At 52.8% G+C, this 18,213-nt stretch carries 13 protein-coding genes and 1 pseudogene; all 14 read right to left on the bottom strand.

The window, feature by feature from the left end; all coding sequences use genetic code 11:
• Positions 1-15: 15 nt before the first annotated feature.
• Positions 16-2,178, bottom strand: coding sequence for a DotA/TraY family protein (locus AC534G_RS25830; RefSeq protein WP_053389037.1), 2,163 nt, complete (start codon positions 2,176-2,178; stop codon positions 16-18).
• Between the two features lie 56 nt (positions 2,179-2,234).
• On the bottom strand, positions 2,235-2,777 hold the full coding sequence (gene traX / locus AC534G_RS25825) for a conjugal transfer protein TraX (protein ID WP_094935555.1): 543 nt from the start codon (positions 2,775-2,777) through the stop codon (positions 2,235-2,237).
• Positions 2,774-3,976 (bottom strand): conjugal transfer protein TraW, encoded by a 1,203-nt coding sequence (gene traW / locus AC534G_RS25820; RefSeq protein ID WP_048227644.1) that lies wholly within the window; start codon positions 3,974-3,976, stop codon positions 2,774-2,776. The genes traX and traW overlap by 4 nt, the downstream gene beginning before the upstream one ends.
• 12 nt (positions 3,977-3,988) lie before the next feature.
• Positions 3,989-4,561 carry a conjugal transfer protein TraV gene (locus tag AC534G_RS25815; RefSeq protein ID WP_161556285.1) on the bottom strand — a complete coding sequence of 191 codons (573 nt, stop codon included), beginning with the start codon at positions 4,559-4,561 and terminating at the stop codon, positions 3,989-3,991.
• Positions 4,558-7,611 (bottom strand): putative type IV secretion/conjugal transfer ATPase, encoded by a 3,054-nt coding sequence (locus AC534G_RS25810; RefSeq protein WP_261452497.1) that lies wholly within the window; start codon positions 7,609-7,611, stop codon positions 4,558-4,560. The genes AC534G_RS25815 and AC534G_RS25810 overlap by 4 nt, the downstream gene beginning before the upstream one ends.
• A gap of 71 nt (positions 7,612-7,682) precedes the next feature.
• The gene (locus AC534G_RS25805; RefSeq protein WP_069325142.1) at positions 7,683-8,414 is read right to left on the bottom strand and encodes a hypothetical protein; all 732 of its coding nucleotides are present in this window, start codon (positions 8,412-8,414) and stop codon (positions 7,683-7,685) included.
• Positions 8,415-8,597: 183 nt separating this feature from the next.
• On the bottom strand, positions 8,598-9,002 hold the full coding sequence (locus AC534G_RS25800; RefSeq protein WP_048227642.1) for a DUF6750 family protein: 405 nt from the start codon (positions 9,000-9,002) through the stop codon (positions 8,598-8,600).
• A 34-nt stretch (positions 9,003-9,036) separates the two neighbouring features.
• Positions 9,037-9,561, bottom strand: coding sequence for a conjugal transfer protein TraQ (traQ, locus tag AC534G_RS25795; protein ID WP_048227641.1), 525 nt, complete (start codon positions 9,559-9,561; stop codon positions 9,037-9,039).
• Positions 9,561-10,334 (bottom strand): conjugal transfer protein TraP, encoded by a 774-nt coding sequence (traP, locus tag AC534G_RS25790; RefSeq protein WP_129719564.1) that lies wholly within the window; start codon positions 10,332-10,334, stop codon positions 9,561-9,563. Before traP ends, traQ begins: the two co-directional genes overlap by 1 nt.
• Positions 10,315-11,631 (bottom strand): conjugal transfer protein TraO, encoded by a 1,317-nt coding sequence (gene traO / locus AC534G_RS25785; protein ID WP_053389040.1) that lies wholly within the window; start codon positions 11,629-11,631, stop codon positions 10,315-10,317. Before traO ends, traP begins: the two co-directional genes overlap by 20 nt.
• Positions 11,631-12,614 (bottom strand): DotH/IcmK family type IV secretion protein, encoded by a 984-nt coding sequence (locus tag AC534G_RS25780; RefSeq protein WP_053389041.1) that lies wholly within the window; start codon positions 12,612-12,614, stop codon positions 11,631-11,633. The genes traO and AC534G_RS25780 overlap by 1 nt, the downstream gene beginning before the upstream one ends.
• A 10-nt stretch (positions 12,615-12,624) precedes the next feature.
• Complete coding sequence (locus AC534G_RS25775; RefSeq protein WP_053389042.1) at positions 12,625-13,326, bottom strand: DotI/IcmL/TraM family protein; 702 nt, start codon at positions 13,324-13,326, stop codon at positions 12,625-12,627.
• Positions 13,327-13,331: 5 nt separating this feature from the next.
• Entirely contained in the window at positions 13,332-13,682 is a 351-nt protein-coding gene (locus tag AC534G_RS25770) for a hypothetical protein (RefSeq protein WP_053389043.1), read from the bottom strand.
• A gap of 1,289 nt (positions 13,683-14,971) precedes the next feature.
• Positions 14,972-18,187: pseudogene (locus AC534G_RS25765) on the bottom strand (DUF5710 domain-containing protein); the annotation flags it as partial.
• Between the last annotated feature and the right edge of the window lie 26 nt (positions 18,188-18,213).

Below are 18,213 nucleotides of genomic sequence, written 5' to 3'. Positions count from 1 at the left end.
ATAGATGTCCACATCTCAACTTTTGATTCCATCATTATTTGTTCCATCGGGGCCATTCATACCCTTTGTATTAACTCCAGGGGTATGGCGTATATTTCTCCCACCGGCTATAAACATATCTTTCACTGAGCCAGCCATACTGCCAAGGGTATTGGCTGCATCCCTTCCGCCCAAGAATGAAATCACGTAGTCCGGTAGATATGCCTGTAATGCAAACATACTGGATACCAGTGCTGTACACAGGCGTGCATAAATCATTAAGAATCCAACAAGACTGAAAACTCCGGTCAAAGAATTTGCCTGAACATTGACCAGAGCTGCTCCGAACAATGCGTGTAAGATTGTACCTACAGCTATAATCGCGACAGATGCGAAAAAGAATCCAAACACCATGAGGGTTGGGCGTATCATCGTGTCGATCAAGTAGATATAGCCGTACGCAGCACGACTACCTCGATCCTGTGAAGTACCTAGATGTGTAGCTCCCCACAGAGGGCCTGCAGCACAGCCAACAAGAACACTGACAATCCAGTTTCCAATCCCTGTCATCCAGAAAATGAATGGTATAAACGGTAAGTAGATTGATAAGGTAAACCCAGCCGTAAACATGAGCAGCAGCAGGAAGTATATTGCTGGAGATATAGCATCCAGACCTTTATTAATCGCGCTGACTGTGCCGGTAGATAAATCTAGCGCTTTACCTACCAAGCTTCCTTCCCCAGCAGCTGCAATGATTCGAACAGCTGTGTATGCAGTTAATGTGCCTTCGGCAGCTCCAAACGTGTAATCGCCTACATTTTTCATCTTAATAAGCGGGTTAACTTGCCCATTTACAGAACCTGTTCCACTTAATGAAGTTGCTAAGTAGTTGGTTAACCTCTGCATGGGCCCACCGACAGTTTTCATGAAATAACTATTTGGATCATTCCCATCTACTGCCGTTTGTTCATCGTTTGAGATAGTGGTCCCCAACGCCGGACTGTAACTCGAATTCTGCAATTGAGTTCTGTATGCGCTCATTACTGCACTGAAAAGTTCTCCGCTGCCAATTTCCCCTAGAGAGGACATCCCACTGGTCGCCGGTGCGCGACTGGCAACTTCAGTCAGGCGTTGGTTGGCCGTTGCGAAAGTCTGATACCAGGCGCCGAGAGACGCCCAGCCGTATGTATCGAGGTAATTCCTGACAGCATCCTGAATGCCATTTTGCTCACTCTGTGCCGGCAGCGCACGCTGTACTGTTTGTTCATAGTTGTTGGCAGCTCGTTGAATGCGCGTTTCTATATCCGGGAGTGTGCCGTTTCCGGTCGTTCGCTTATTCATAAATCCTGTAACAAACTCGCTGGCAGCGCTATCCATATCCTGAATCATGGCTTCCATCGCTTTGTTTTGTGCGTCCACGACTTCACGTGTGTCGCTATTACTGAAGGGATTAAAGAAGCTCCCAGAGCCAGACGAGGAGCCTGATTTCTGTTGTTCCGGAATTGTTGCTGTGCCACACACTCCACTGCCGTTCGTGACCCGGTAGGTATAATTTCCTCCAGACGAACCGAATCTCTCAGTCATTTTTGCTGTGGTGGAATTGGCAGTGCTGCTGTAATCGTCCAGTGCCGTATTGATGGCGTATTTGCACAGCTGCATCTCAAAAATACCGCGTGCAGATGTACGGGTCGAGGCCTGGGTGGGCTGCACCGTCAGGGAGTAGCCGCTGGCAATATCACTTGCAGCTTTGGACACCATCAGGTTGGCAGAGCCCACGCCCATAATCGATGCGCCCCAGAGGATGATGAGCTGAGACATGCTCCAGCCATTGGCTGTCGGGATAATCATCAAGAATCCTGAGACTGTACTCAGTGTACTGGTGATATCGCGATCGCCACTGAATACCTTGCCCTGATGCCCCGTTTTGTTGATGTGCTTCAGGCCAATAATCACAAACCAGACGACGGCAAGGACGGCAATAATTCCGTTAAACAGCGCAAACAGATTCCCGATCATCGTGGTATTACCGGCGGCGAGAGGGTCAAGCACCACGTCGCCGAAGATAGTGACCAGAGCCTGTCGGGAAAGGTCCTGGGCATTGGTCGCAGCAGAGACTATATCATCGTAAGTGACACCGGCGCGTGCCGGGATAACAGGTATAAGCAGCCCTGCACAAAGCGCACGAATGAGATTTTTCACGGTAACTCCGGATAAAACATGAATGCCGGGATGGCGGTTGGGGCAGAAGAGGGCCGTTATTTTCCGAGAATGGAATCTCGTAAGGCATGTGTTTCCGTCCTGAAATGCTGAAAGGTGCCTCCTTCAGCAAGACTCACACGCCGGTTGCGTAACTGCCACAGTCGATAGGTTACGATTAGCGCTTTTGACCACGCCACGCCAGCGCCGGAAAACAGCACCACACAGGTGCTGATCTGGTGTGCAGTGATACTCCCACAGATGATGAATGTTGTCAGTGGTGCAAGCGGAACGAGTATAATCATAAGCCAGAACAGAAATCGCCAGCGCCGGCGCTGGCTAACATACCCCTTATCCAGCTGTTCGGTAGTACAGCCGGATTCCTCAACGGCTTTTTCCCAATCAGGAGAAGCAGGCAGTTTGTCGTCGGTGTTAAGCTCAGGAAAGGCATCACGCATTCGCTCCAGATTGCGTGATGTCATGTGTCGAGCTGATCGTAGAAACCACTTTGTTTCCTGCACAGGTAGAAAGATGCTAAGCAATCCGATGGTGATACGCCCGGTGAGGCTTTTTTTTCGTGAGACTATTTTTTCAGATGTCATTTGGCCGCTCCCTGGTTCATGGCTGATTCGAGTTGTTTTAGTCGTGGGGCATAGGACTGACGGGCAAAGGCAGCGAGCAACTGGCCGTCGATAACGTTCCCTTTGCGTATCAACTCTTTAATGTCATTAAGTTGCCAGTTCATCTGCGCCGTGGTTCGGATGAGTTCGCGCATAAGGTTATCTCCGTTCATTTGCTGCAGGTCAGAGAGATAGGCTGTATTGGCATATCGACGTCCGGCCTCAAAGGATTCAAATTCTCGCTGGCTCATGTAGCCTTTCGCTTTCGCCTCCGGTGAAGCCACATCATCAAAATACTGCGCTGCGGAAGGGGACTGCAGTGCTTCTTTCAGGGCATCACGGGTGGTTTCACTGGGCTTACTGTCGGCAATCAGCGAGAGCTGAGGTTCAGAGGCGGCATCGGTGATACCGTTGTACTCGTTGAGCAATCCTACATACGTCCGTCCGGTTACGGTGTTGACTTCACCTTTACCGGGCGTGCGACCGGCCGAAGGGCGCGATGTGTTTTTCATGTAGGCCATTGCGGCGTCGGTCTGTTCCTGTGTCCAGGACAGTGCTGGTGCCGTCCCTTCCGGTCCTGCTCCACCATAGATCGAGCGTACTTGGCTGTCACCACCGGGCATTTTGCTGACGGCTGGGCAGATCCCCGTCCCACCAAAACGCTCATATTCTGCTGCTGTGCAGTACGCTGCATGCACGTTCGCACCGTCATAAGCGTCGCGGGCCTGCTCTTCTGATGCAGTGGAAATCCTCTTACGCACCGCTGAGTTGGAAACGCCTTTGCCGGAAGAGAGTTTTGATGCGGTACTACCTGACGCACTTTTACTTTGTGCAGCAACGCCGGAGGCTGAATCACTGCAGATCGAATCCGGTACCGAAAAACTCTGTCGAGCTTCTTCCAGCCGTTGGGTTTCATTATTGAAAATCATTTGCTGACGGGTGGCCTGTCCATCCTGATTAATCAGCGCGCCGAGCTTGTCAGCATTCTGTGTGATTGCTGTACCGGTGGCCTGCTGCATCTGTAGTATTTCGACCAGCGTTGCCTGGATGGTGGCCATCTCAGGCAGAACCTGAGTAGTTATCGGAACACTGGAGTTCACGTTGACGGTGAAAGCACTGGCAACTGTGGGAAGGCTGGACGCGATGGCAAGCGCCAGCGCGGGGAGATGGCGTTGTATCATGAAATTCTCCATTTAGTTGAGCGGGGTAAATACGTTGGGAAGGCGAGCTGACTGTGGGTCGGGGGCGAGGGCTACCAGAGGGAAGGTCTGAAAGCGTCTGCTGATACGTCCTTCCCGGCTGCGGGTGTCTATGATAGTCAACCCACGACGAGCGATCCGTGAGTGAGTTGAAGGGGTAATATCCAGTACCGGCCAGTCTCCTGGGCTGAGTTGTGGGGTCTCTGCCCCCTCCGGCCATAACCAGGTATCATCACTTAACACCGTCCTTATATCCTCAGGTAACAGCCACTGGACCACATGACGCGATTCTCGCACCTGTTCGCCTGGCTCTTTTACCTGCCATATGGCCGTAGTAACCAACTGGCGAGGACGATCTTTGATCGTAAGAAGAACGCCACAGGCTTCTTGTGGAGCCCGACGATCAGTAGCGTATACAGCACGAGAGTTCACTGCACTGTCTGTACGAAAGTGACGAGATGGTAGAACAAACTCCACGCCGTCAACATCGATCATCAGGCGTGAAAGTCTGACCTGTCCCTTTGCCGGGCGACGGCAGCGTGGCGTCAGGTGGATGGAACACATCACAGGTCATACCCCAGTTCGTTAATCATTTCGTCCGCCATCAGTTCGATGACACCCTTATCACCACGGACGCCACTGTTACGCTCTCTGTACTCAATGAGTTTTTTTGCAGACCCACGTGGGAACTTATCTGCCAGCAACTGACGGGCACGGGCAGTGCCGATCGTCGCGGAGAGATTTTTGCGTAGCGCACCATCTTTTTTGTCTGAGTTAAGCGACCACAGCTCCAGCGGTCCGAGCGTAAACCGGACAATCCGCGCCAGCGTGCCCTGGGTCGTGCGCATCATACACAGCATCGGTACTCCACTACCGTCTGCAGCAGGACCGGCTGGCATACGCAGGAAAGCATGGAGATTGTGTTCGGGGATCTTAAAACTGTCCCGTAAAAGAGGGATGTCTTCCTGGCGGTAGCGCAGCAGCCAGAGGGTGTTGGCAGAATCGAGCAGGCTTTTCGGGTAGTCGGTAAGGAACTGGGTACTTAACACCGTGCGGATGCCAAACTTACGCTGTTCCCTGTCCTGCGTGTCCAGCGCTTCGAAGATGAAATCAATGCCCTTGACGTTGTGTAACTCGTCGTAGATTTTGGTTTTCATTTCGCTGTCGAGTTGGTTGATACGCCGCATAATGCCCGGGAGATAGGCTTCCGGCACCGTTTTCACTATCTCTTCCTGATACTGAGGAAGCGTAAAATCACCAGCTGTTATGTGGCCAGCAAAGAGGAACATTATGCCGGTTTTCAGTCTGCCTGCCGGAGTCTTATCGCCGGCGACGTTGTTTAAGTCTACGGCAATAATGCGTGTGTTCGGGTTCAGCGCGAAACGAGTCCGACTGGCCATCATCGGATAGTCCTGACGAGCCTGAATCATGCAACGCTCAATGTATTCCAGCAGTGGCTCCTGTGAACCGTCACGCTGTACTCTGCCAAAACTCTCCTGAATTGCCTCACTGCGTAGTAGCGCTGGCATATCAGCGAGTTCGGGTACTGCCTGATAGTGCGCCCGTTGAGCCGCGGATAACTGCCCGCGCTCATGGAGGAGATCACGTACTTCATACCATGGCGTCGCAGTCCACCATTCCTGATCGTGCTCATCTCTCAACCCGGATGACTCCAGTGCCTCATCCACTTCTGGCTCTACGTTTGACCGGAACATGTTTGGCTCAATACCGCTGCGCATGTCGAACGCCAGATCAATCAGGCGGTTCACTATCTGCCGGGTATCGGTCGGGTTAGGAGGCGTCCCTTTATCCGGTTCTATACAGAAGGCCATCAACATGGACGCGATAAATTGCTTCTCCGGCGTTACTGGCTTATGGGCACCGTACAAGATATCGAAAACATTGCGCGACTTAGACGGGTCGTTGCTGAGAATAATACCGACGGCTTCGTCCTTTCGCTCCTCCGGCAGACTGTCACGAATCAGCTGGATGAACCCCATAGCGCTGAACCCTTTATCGATATGCGCCACATAGGGAAGTGAAACTTGGGCGGAAGATACCTGTATTTCCGTCAGGGTATTAATCAGTACCGACTTACCAAGACCTGAGTCACCTGGTGCAAGTTCGGTGTGCTTGTTCTGTCGTGAAGAACCCAGCCCAACTTCCCAGGCGCAGCCGTCTTCAGTGTGCAGCATCAAATTACCTTCCCCGCGCCAGACGGAACCTGGTCGGTTGAAGGGCAGCATAGAAAGCGCATGGGATAGTGGCGGATAAAGCGGGACGGGGCCTGAACCTGCTGACGCTGCCAGCATGCTGTTTACCCATCCCCGACGTGGATCACCGAAGGTTGTGGTCGTGTTACAGACTCCCCATCCCTGCATAGCTGATTCAAGCAGCATCTGATTACGGGTGCATATTTCACGGGTACGCCCCCAGGTGGAAGCCACAATGGTCATCACACAAACTGGATCTCGTTCATCCGTTTCAGCCAACTGCGTAAAAGCGTCGTAAAGAGGACGAATGGAGGGAATAAATTGTCCAAATGATGAAATATTCTTTTTCCAGCCCAGCGCCTTCATCCCACCCGGCATTATATCGATCCGAATACGCCAGGGAACGGCACGTGGAACCAGTTTAACCAGTTCATTGAAGGGGCTGGGGTTCTGAGGAGGCAGAGTTATGGCTACCATGCCATGCCATAGTCCCTCTGCAAACACAAGATTACCTTCAGTTTTTGGTGTACAACCAAAAACCTGAAAATTCAGGAAGGGAGCAAGCAGAGCCGTGGCGTCATCATCCTGAAGCGTACCCGAGGGTGCGGCTTTCCCCGGCAGTGCCGGGCGCCATGCTGCCGATGTGCTGTTACGTGCTGTTTCACGTCTGATTTCGTTACAGAACTCAGGCACGTCTAGCAGGCGGACAAGTAAGCCGTCTCCGCCGCGTACGAGTGCTTTTTCAAGAGTAGAGATAAAGCTGTCATGCCTGATCTTCAGACCAGACATTTGCCAGCGCCAGGGCTCCTGTCCAAAGCGCGCGACCGGCGCTTTATCCTGGATAGCCCGAACGGTGGTATTGAAATCTGTTCTTTCCTGATGGCTCACCAGTGTCGGTGAACTCCAGACGGCAAGCCAGCATCGCTCACGGACAAGCCAAGGTGAAATTACGTTTACCTTTTCATTGAGCAGGTCATCCAACTGGATGCCGATGTGCTGAATTGAGCGTTTTTGTGGGGCGATCATGGTGCTGACTTCGTCACGCCCTTTTTCCGGATCTCGTTCAAAAATGAAGGCCAACTTATGGCCGGTATTTTTCCAGGTCGTACTGAGTGTGGATGTGAGGTGCGCGATCATTCCTTCAAACGCATCCGGATGGTCGGCTGAGGCGGTTTCTGATAGTTCACGCAATGCCCCGGAAATTTCAAATGCAGAGAGGTAATAACCATGATGGGTTACGCCAATATAAGGTGCTTCCAGCCAGGGTCTGAGTTCCAGGTCGTGTTTGTCCAGTCCGATCACAGTGCGAATGTCGCAATAGTCGACAAAGTCAGCAGAGATGGTGAAACGGGAAAAGGTGTTCATAACGTCTTCAATGGCGAAGACAAGGCGGTTGATATTCATAGCAGTGAAGACTCCACCAGGATGGCGTGTATTGATGGGCTCGATGGCGCATCTGTGTGACGAGGTGCGCTTCAGTTTTGTGTGACAGTGGTGCCAGTGGGCAGCGCCGATACTATTTTTTTCTGCGGGATTTCTGACAGCACGTCACTGTCCGTTACTGAATCCGGTGTAAGGATCAACGCCACTCCATTCATTTTCTGTCGCATGTCATCGCGAATGACTGGCGGGAAGCGTTTAAGCGCGTCGGCATAATCAGCAGGCCGCCACCCTCCGAAACGTTCTTCCAGAGGCAATCGATGCCGGGTCAATTCCGACAGCACCCGGCGACCCTCCCGAATTTTGTAAGGAATGTTGCTGAAGACGGCCTGCAGCGCTTTTCGGTTCAGGGCGACGACATTACGTGGATGCAGATCCGGTAACCAGACCATTACCCCCTGAGCAGCAGCAAACCCGTTGAGGGCATGCCAGGCGTGGCAGATAAAACAGAGATTAAACGGCTGCGTGAGCCGTTCGAACTCAGCATATTCAGTATCAGACAGTAAACCGGTATCGGTCAGAAGCGCGGTGGGAATCTGGCGCAGGGCAAGGCGGCGGGCTGCAAGTGATGCGTGCTGCATCCCGGTTTGTGCGGCTTTCAGTGCACGAGTATGTTTTTCGTATTCAGCCGGTACCTGTGGCGTGGGGCGGGACGCCAGCTGAGCCAGCGTATCTTTCGCTCTGACGAGTCTGGCCTTTGCATCATGTGCTTCTTCCGCAAGTCGGGTTAAGGGCAGGGATTCTGGTAACATAAACAGATGTTTCATATCAGCACCGCAGCAATAGCAGCGTCCCCCTGAAACGCTCACAGGGGCAGGAAGCTGGGGGGCTGTGGTATGGACAACATCAGGTACTGGAAGTGAATGTAGCCACCGAAGGTCAGGTGTCTTTTTCTTATTACTCATCGTTTTCTCCTGAAAGGGTCGGTAAACACCGACCCTTTCCTGTGCTTAGCTGATATTGACGGAGCTGGTACCAAGCTGTTTCTGGGTACGACTCATAACTTCAGGGACAACGGCCAGCAGACCGCCAATAGCCAGACCTGCACAGCAGCGGCCCACGGTGATCTGCGGGTTGGTACCAACTTTTTTGAAAGCCAGCAGGGAACCGATGAAGATGAATACTCCGATCGCCTGGGCAATTTCCAGGCCAGAAGTTTTACCACTTTTAGCACCGGCAGCGGCGCTGCTAAGCATGTCAGCAAGATCGCCTTCGGCGAAGGCCATGCCGGGTAACAGGAACGTGGCCAGGGCACACAACCCCTGAATCATTCGCTCACGGCACTTCATCATGGTCAGCTGACAGAAAATAACAACGGCATAAATACGCGCGGAAATAGCACGGAAAAGTGACATGGTGTCTCCTTGGGTTATAAAAAAACGAATGGTGTTAAAAAGCGAGTCCGAAGGTGGCGAGCGCGGCATCGATGAGCTGAGGTGAAAAGACCATCGCGGTTCCGGCCATCAGTTTTACGGTCGCGGCACGAATGCTTTCGCTTGAACTGAGCGCGGTATGCCCTTCAAGTTCTGAACGTCGAAACATATCTAGTGCTGCATAGACAAATCCCACACCTGCGAGCCGAACCAGGGAAAGCACGGCGTTAGCGGCCCCTGCAGCAACGCCGTAGGTGGCGGGCTGCACATAAGCGATTGCATCAAAGGATGTAGCGCCAAAACCAAGCTGAGCACCACTGGCATTAATTATGGAGGGAAGGGATACCAGTGCGGCGCAGGAAAAAAGGCCAATAGCGAACCTGCCCGGGGATAAGGGACCACGACTGGAACGTTGCCGGACCAGTAGGGCGATGAGGCCAAAAAAACCAATCATCTCAGACCAACTGAACAGTAAATCCAGTCCAGCGGTGAAGATGCCCGAAGCCAGGTTCTCTATTAGCGTAATGGCATCCAGTGCCATTAGCGCAGGGTTCCTCCTGTTGTCACCACAGAGCGTGTGGCGGGATCAATCTGACGAATAGTGACTTTACCCAGCGTATCCCCCTCCCGGACGGACCAGGTACTGCCCTGCCATTTAATCCAGGCCATTCCCGACTCCAGTGACATGATTTTCATGCCTGAAATAGCACTGGCTACCTGCCGTTTTTGGGACCTGGAAGCGGGTTTTGAGGTATCAGTGACGCTTGCCCGGGCTTCCAGTACTGCCAGCTTTTGTATCAGGTCATTAAGCTGGGCACGCGTTTCTACCGCGTATGCCTCATCCCTCTTGATAGCATCAGACAGACGGGTGACGCTGTCTTTCAGTGACGTCATAGAGTCATTTATCTTTCGATCACGGTCGTTCAGCTCGTCACGAATATCCGTCATCATGCTCGCCGTATCGCCCTGGAGCATCGGAGGTGCAATTTGTGTCGCTGGCTGCGCTACGGGGATCGAAGCCCTCGTGTGCTGGATAGTCTCAACTGCATTTTGCGGTGCACCGTCGAGCGTACTTTCAACCTCACTGAAGCTGCTTTCAGACGGTGTGTTATTTGTAAATGACAGTGACGGACCGAACAGATACCAGAGGCTGGCCACTGCCAGAAGAGTTATCCCGAGAAGCCACGGTAGAGAATAGCCAAACAGCAGCTCCCGTTTCCATAAAGGTGGTTTCTGACGGGGGTCTGGCGCGCCAAAATCATCCTCGTTTTCCAGCGTATCTTCTTCAGGTATGTCAATTTGCTGATTCATCATTGTTCCTCACGGGTACGGTGTCGCCATATTGACGACGGATTTCAGCCTGGCGGCGCGCTATAGCTTCCTGCAGGCGGGATTCAGTTTGCTGCTCTGCTGCAACAGGTGTTGGTGCTGATGTACTGGCAGCGGAGAGTGCGGCCTTCTTATTACTGATAATGTCGTCTGAAGTTACTGATTCAACGAAGAGAATGGAGATAACCTCTTTCTGCTTAACTGTTACCTGGCGGAACGGCTCGCGGGCCATCTCCTGTTTGATGACTTCCGCACCTGTCTGTGCTGTGCCACCGACCATTACGCCAGCTACTGTGCTGCCGTCAGGTTTCCCTACGCGTCCGGTGACTGTTCCGACGCTGGACTGCATGACTTGAGTATTAGCATCCTTGTACAGCCCCCCCAGATCTCCAAGACCACCTAATACAGCTGGTAGAACGATGTGTGTCCCCCATCGATGGTTGACATCGGAAGCTATTGAAGACATCAGGTTTTTCTCGCTCTGTGCGCTTGCTTTTACGTTCAGTTCCATTCCTTTCCAGCTCATACTGGTGAATTTGATATCGAGTCCATTTCCGGCAAGTTTTACTGAAGGGCTATGGAGTCTGGCGCCAGCCAGCGGCCCTGCAGGTATGACCGCAACCACCTCTGAGTTGGGGTTATCCGAATCCACGGCAGTCTCCATATAACCGGACGCACGAGTGAGTGCAGGGACGAAGACCTGTGCGCTTTCTGTTTTAGCTGTGGATTCTGCCTGGCGGCCAGCACCAGACTCTGGTGAAGTCCGCGTAACGCTGGCCAGTGCAGTGGCCAGAACCGGTGCGTCACCGCCCGCCTGCGCGGCACTGATTCTCGTGAGCAGTTTCTGGAGTTGAGCCTGGCGCTTCTCGTTTGCCTGCTCTTCTCCGGCCGTGTTTTCCGTGCGTCGTGACGATTTTCCCGACTGTGGAGATGGCGAGTCTTGTGATGCCGGCTTTGTTACCGGCGGCTTATCAGGCGGGGGTTCCGTGACTTCAAGGCCTACCGGGAGGCTGGCGATAAAAGATGAATCAGTTCGTGCGGCTTCTTGCGCACCTAAGTCGTTTGAGGCTTTCAGTAGCTCACGGTATCGCGGGCTTTCTGTTGTGGTGGTTACGGCACTTGAGGCAGTGCCGTTAAGATTGACGGCAGAATCCTTTCCTGAAGGGTCATGTGCCAGCCATGACACTAACCAGTAACCGGCAGTCAGTAAAACCAGGGCTCCAAATCCGATTATTGAAATAAGTTTTTTGCCGTTATTTCCGGCATCCTGTTCTGCGCTCATTACTGAAGCTCCGGCGTGACGTGAACGGATTTCCCGTTCACTGAGAAGGTCAGTAACGGGGTGAGGGGGAGTTTCCAGAGATGTGTGCCGTCCGCTGAAGAGAGTGTCTGTTCAAACTCATCGCGAAGCATTGCCCGGGAACGGACCATCAGATCATCACCGCTTTGCCATATAACAGTGTCAGGAACGTTGCCCTGGAATTTGAGGCGGTGTGCATCTTCTGGTGGAGTGCCATCCAGAAAGGCCTGCAAAGTGGCACTATGGAGTGCGATTTTATCGACTGGCGCGCCTGGGGCCATGGTGCCGGGACCCAGGCGTGGGACGCGTAAATCCAGTCGGCTGTCGATCTCCTGGCTGGCTGTACGGGTGTCTGTCTCACCACTTGTCACGTTAATCATGACCGGTACATCGAGTCCTTTAAGATAGACGGATATGTTTCCTGCCGCCCACGGACGCAGTGGGGTGATAGTTAGCATGTTGCTACCAGCATTGAACTTCACATCAAAATTTTTCGGACTGGCATTAATTGGCGGATCCGACTGTGGCCACGGCGCACCACTGATGTCTGTCAGGGTAACGACGCTCTGGTTGTTCATGGCCGTACGTACCAACGGGATACTGGCTCCTGGTGAAAGATTAAGGGTTAACGAACTGATGCGCGGAACCACGCTTATCATTGGAGCATTTACCGACCGCTCGTTGTCTGTCAGTCGCAGACGCAGTTCGCGTATCTCATCCGCTGACAGAGGCGAGTCCATGCTTGCCGCTTCGTCTACCAGCGGTGAGCTTTGTCCTGGTGCCGGTAACTCCCCACTAATCCGGGTTGCGGGTACGTCCGTTGTATGTGGTTCAGCACCTTGCTGGGCTGGAGCTGCACTTGTTGCGCCAGGTGTCCTGGCGTTCTGCCAGCCAGTATTGTCAGCAGCGACTGCGAGAGCCGGACCACACAGCAGTAGCGTGGTCATGAGATAACGAAGTTTCATGGCGGGAGCCTCAGAGGTTGCGGGGGGCGTTGCGTGAGATCATCTGGCGGATTTCCATCCCGACAGGTTTCTGTCGTGGATCTACGCGCTGGATGGTGATTTCGAAAACAAAAGGTTGTTCGGGCTTGCTGGTTGTCTGACCAACCAGACGCAGACGTACCGGATATTGCATAGTCCAGAACCAGGTTCCATCAGACAGGCGTCCACGCCGGATGACGACACCAGCCCCAACGGAGCCGGTAAGGTTCATACGTTCACGCTTCAGGGCATCATAGATATTGGAGTTAGTGAGTGCCTGGATGTAACTGGCGTGCCCTTCTTCAGAGAACAGCGAGGCCGTAGAAGATACCTGCTCACGATAGTGAACGAAGTCCAGGTTAAAGGCCCGCATCAGAGCCTTGCTGCCAAAGGCGATTGCATCGTCCTGGCTCCATGCTGGTTCGGATGTGGGAGCCAGGCGAATCAGGCGTCCGCTGTCGGTGGCAAAGTAATCTCGTGGCTGTTGTATCAGAGCCCAGGTTAAACCGGCGTTGAGGATTATGCTGATAAGTAGACCAGTCCCCAGCCGGAGATTACTTTTCATCAGCTCTGGTGCCATTTTCTGGCGTTTTTCTGCCGTGATCATCATTTTCACAGCATCGTTCAGTGGATCCTCCGCAGGGGAGGAGGCCCGCCCCTTTGCAGGGGGGGCCGGTTGAGTCAGTTTTGTCATAGGTTTCAGGAGTTGAAGTTTTTCCAGGGATCGATGTTGTCTGGAATCTGTTCGTTGACCTTATCAAGGGCAGCTTCGCAGACCTTATTTTCCAGTTGAGAAATGATGTCATCGAGCCCGGGGAATTGCGGCAGGCTCACTTTGACGCTCTTGATACGGGACAGACAGGACTGCAGGGAGGATGAGACATTGCTTTCGCGTTGTTCCCAGGCTGTTGCGGCCGCCCTGGCTCGCTCATAACCAGCCTGACTACCCGCTTCAGCGGCACTTCCTGCTCGGCAGGTCGCCGCCGCAGCGGTGGTAGAAAAAAGCAAGAAGCCGGACAGGAGTCCGGCTTTAAGCATGTGATATCGCATTCTCTCTCCTTATCGGCTTAGCGGCCGGGGCTGTGGGAGTGTTCCTGATGAAGCGCCTTTTCCTGTCTGCCCTCCGGCTTTCGTGCGTCATCCCATTGTTTCCAGGTCTGTTCAAAACCCAGACGCTGGAACAGGGTGTCTGCCTGTTTTTCCGGTGTGTAGAGTCGGGCAGGAAGCGGTGTATCCTCTTCCCGACCTTTCAGGTGGAACTTCATCAGCTGAGGTGCGGCACGGGTGGTGCCGTCGGGTTCGAAATTCACCGCCTGCCCGTAACCCGCAAAGCGGGGGCCGTCGTCGGTGATGGCATTGATAACCAACTGACTATTGTCGGTAGTTGGTGTGGCCAGTGCCGGATACAGTGTGCCATCCAGTCGCACCATACCCTGCAGGTGTTCCCCCGCTGACTGTACAAGCAGCAGGTCTAACTGGTTTGACTGTGTGTCCATGGAGGCCATAACGGGTATCAACCTGTCTGGGGCGTCTGTGGATGGTGGCAAAATGCTTGCTGCAGCTACCGGTGACTTCACCGGGTGCCTGTCTTCACCCAGATAAAACTGCCGTTCTTCCAGGCGAGGTGGCAACTTCAGGTCTGTGGTGTACTCGGGCCAGGCCTGACGGATTTGCTGAGTGAGACGGCCAAACGTATCGACCGGAAAAACTTGCAGGGGTTGCCCCTGCTCTGGCCGATCGTGCGCCACGGCAAGGCCCGTCGAGGCGGATGTCAATGACCAGTTATTTTTTACGCGTCCATTTTCCTCTCCTGGTACATGCCAGCTGTCACGGGAGTTAAGCGTCAGTGTAACCACATCACCGGTTTTGTGGTTTTCGATAAGTTCTCTTAAATCCTGCCCCCAGTAGGTATGACTCCCTCCACGGTTCTGTAGCTCGATAAAGAAGCTCCCACCCTTTTTCTCTTTATTTTCGTAGGTCGCCTCGCCAAAGTTTTTCAATACCGCCGTGATGCTTTGTCCTGGCTTCAGTGCGGAGGGCGCTGGTTCAGCGGGCATTTCCGGGACCCGGATACTGTCGGCAGCCTTTGACGCGACAGCCTCAGTAGAGGATGAAAACGCCGGCTGAGGCGCGCCGGGTTCTTGTGCCTGTGATACCGGGTTCGGTGATGCAGGGGGTGTTGGTGTACCTGGCGCGTTAGAGGAAACAGCTTCAGGTGCGGCTGTTGCCGATGACTGTGGTGGTGCGGCATCAGGTGATGGTGTCTGCCGATTCAGGTCTGGCGTAGGTATATGCGTTGTGATTGAATCACTGGTCGTCCCCATCTGTTGCCGAAGTGCCTCAAGTTGAGCGCGCTGTGCAGGCAACTTCATGCGGATATCGAGGTCATTTTCGATAATGAGCCGCATAGCCTGCTCTTTAAACTCCATACTGCCGGTTAGCTCCACCACGCCGCCGTAAAAGCGTGATGCAACCGCCAGCGCGGCGAGTACCCTTCGTTTGTCCTGACTTGCACCGTTACACATTTCGAGGCGGTTGCCGAGATCGCGAAAGGCATCTTCCCCGTCGAGGCGGTAGAGCACCGTGTTGTCGCGCTGCTCTTCTGTTGACAAGGCTTTGATGATTTTATCCAGATCTTCCCGCTGCAGCGGTTCCGGTCTTCGCGGTCCATAGACAAGCCCATCCGCTTCATTCACCTCATTCTCTGCAGTTTTCGTCCAGTTTGGATTCAGCTCTGGCATGTCTGCATCTGCGTTGGCTGTCTGTGCCTGTTCCTGTTTTTTCCCGGTTAATGGTGCTCCGGGGGACTGTGGAGGGATTGGTAATTCAGACGAGACCGGCGCCGTGGGCTCAGCGTTTTTATCATGCAATGCAGCCTCAGGTTTTACAGCCTGTTCATCCGTTTCCTGCAGTTCGTGGGCTGTAAATTGTTCCTGAGCAGGCTTATGGGGTAAGTCGTCAGACTGACTGTGCATCCATTCACCAAACTGTGGGTCGTCCATTTGCGCGCGTATGTCTGCATAATCATCCAGGTCAGGTAACGGTGCATACGATCCTGCTTCGGCGACGCTCTGGCTACTCTGACCGATATCATCGGGAGATGTCACGAGCGTCCCATCCGGGTTGCTCTGCGTATCAGGAATTAAAACGTCAGATTCTATTGGGGGCATGGGGGATGGCTCATCGCGTACATCTGCAGGTTGAGGTTGTTCCGGCTCAGTCGGCGCGGGATTCTGTTCGTTAGCAGGAATTGCCGGCTCTGGTTTATTGGGTTCAGCAACGAATTTCTGGTCAGGGTTTATGTTTACAACAGCACTATCAATAATGCGACCCAGTTGCGCAGCGCTATCATCGTGATTCAGGTCAAGGCTTCTTATTGCCTCCGCATATAGTCGGTTTAAGGGGGTAATATTTGTTTTTCTATCAGGGGGACTATCAATAGTTTCAACGAATGTATGTGTAAGTAGAGCTGTCAATCTTTCAGCTTCTTCGGGCCGGTTTTGAGCCACTGTAAGATTTATTAGTTCAGAACGGATGGCTTCATAATGTATTGAAAGATTCTGTTCCTTTTGCAATATATTTGACAATCTTGATGCATCCTGAGCAACGTTACTTAATGCCTTATCTATATATTTCGTCATTTCTGCTTTTATATTTCCACCTGCAGAGCGCAAACGAATATTATCAATTAAATCCGTATTGATAATAGCGACATAACTATTGTCTTTTAATGCATCAACGCCTGCTTCTTTCAGAATGCTCATCCCCTGAGGGCTGCTGGCGAAGTTAAGAAAGGTGTCATCTATCGCCTTGCTGTCAGCGAGTTTATTTCCAAGCTCGGAGCGAGAAATGCTCTCGTTTTCATTGAGTTGCTGATGCCCCGAATTTCCAGCTTCTCTGATTCGTGCCCGCAGTTCTTCTGTTAATGTGGAATTATCCCAACGGTCTAAAATAACAGACTCAGAAGGGATCTCTAATTCATATACGTGATAGTCCTTATGATTTATTTCCTCCATTACATAGTGCACGCCTAAAACAGACGTATCAGTATAAAAACCTCTCCCCACGAGGTTTTGACCTAATCCTATTTTTTCAGAATCAATGGCACTGAAGGCTGCAGGTGAACCATGAAACAAAGTTATCGTTTCACGCCCGGCTTTATGTGACGCCTGGTTTTCCGGAGGCTGCACTGGTGCCCCCGTCGCTGGTTTTTCTGCTGCAGTGGCCTCGGCCAACTCACTGACGGTATGTTCACGGGCGATGTCATTATCGGATATATGTGCGATATCCGGAGATTCATGATTATCCATAGCAGTTTCCTGAACAGGGGTGAAGACGAGACCGCCCTCTACAAAGGCGTTACGGGTTTGTGAGTTTGTGTTGAATGGGGTTTCTATCCCCATAGCGTGAAGCTGAACATTGATGAGATGCCTGGCGAGGTCTTTTCCTCTGCTGAGGATTAAATCGTTGAAGTCAGTAAGGTTTTGTTCAAGCTCCGTCGGTGTAAATGCTGGTGCTATTACCTCTCCGTTCGTCAGTTCGGCGGCCTTGGTGGCACTTAGGATGCCCTTATTCTCTGGCTCACCAGTCTGCGGGTTTTTTAATTGATGGTCGTTGTCAGCGCAGAAGATAAATTGACTGTCTGGCCAGACGGCACGGGCGTTCTGACCAACGGCAATCATGTTTCCCGCATCAATAGTCATCAGTACCGGCAGGCCTGATGCCTCATGTATGGAGGCTGCTGTGGCATATCCTTCAGCAAACAACAGCGGCTTGCCATTCTGCGGGGTCCCGAGAGCAAACCAGTTACCTGTTTTCTCACTGTCTTTAAGGATCCGGGCGTCTTTCCCACCGGTAAGTGGAATACGCTGGTAAGAACGAATGTCGCCATGCGCGTTGCTGAAGGGGATAACAAGCTCTTGTTTTTCGTTGATTCTTATACCCGGAGCGGCCTCTACTCCCTTGCGGGTCAGATAGGTGCTTGTTGTAGCCTGCGGGTACCGGTCAACGTATCGGGCGGCATATTCCGCCTGACGGTTATACTGCAGCTCAAGAGCACGTGCATTGTCTTCACGGGTTTGCTGGGCATGAGCCCGGAGATGTAGGCGCGCAAGCGGGTCCATCTCGCCACCACCTGAGAACACCCACTGCGTTGGTTTAGCGTCGGCGCTGCGATAATCGCGATACCATCCGGCAGGGCGCCCGTCCAGGTATGCTTTGTAAGCTCCGCTTTTGGAACCCTTCCTGTCCTGTTTCGTCGGTACACGCTGAAGGCTGCCATCCATTACGGGCAGCCCTTTAACCATCAGCCCTGCTTCTTCGAGTTTTTGTGCAAACTCTGTTACCGGGTCTTCTGCATTCATCGACAGTTCGTGTGGTCGGGGCATCCATCGTTCGAACTTGTTCAGGTCGGCACCTGGTCGGGCATACCAGAGCCGGTGTTCATTGTCCCATTCAAGTGCTTTCTGGCCATTATCCAAACGTGGATGGGCATTGATGGCGTCGTCCTTCTCTTCGTGAGGTACGGCAAGCCATATACGGTGACTTTTTTGCATGGTCACAATCCTGGAAGATATAGAGG

It is taken from the genome of Citrobacter sp. CRE-46, from assembly GCF_059615875.1.
Note: the sequence above shows the minus strand (reverse complement) of the source record. Positions and strands in the feature narration are given on the sequence as shown.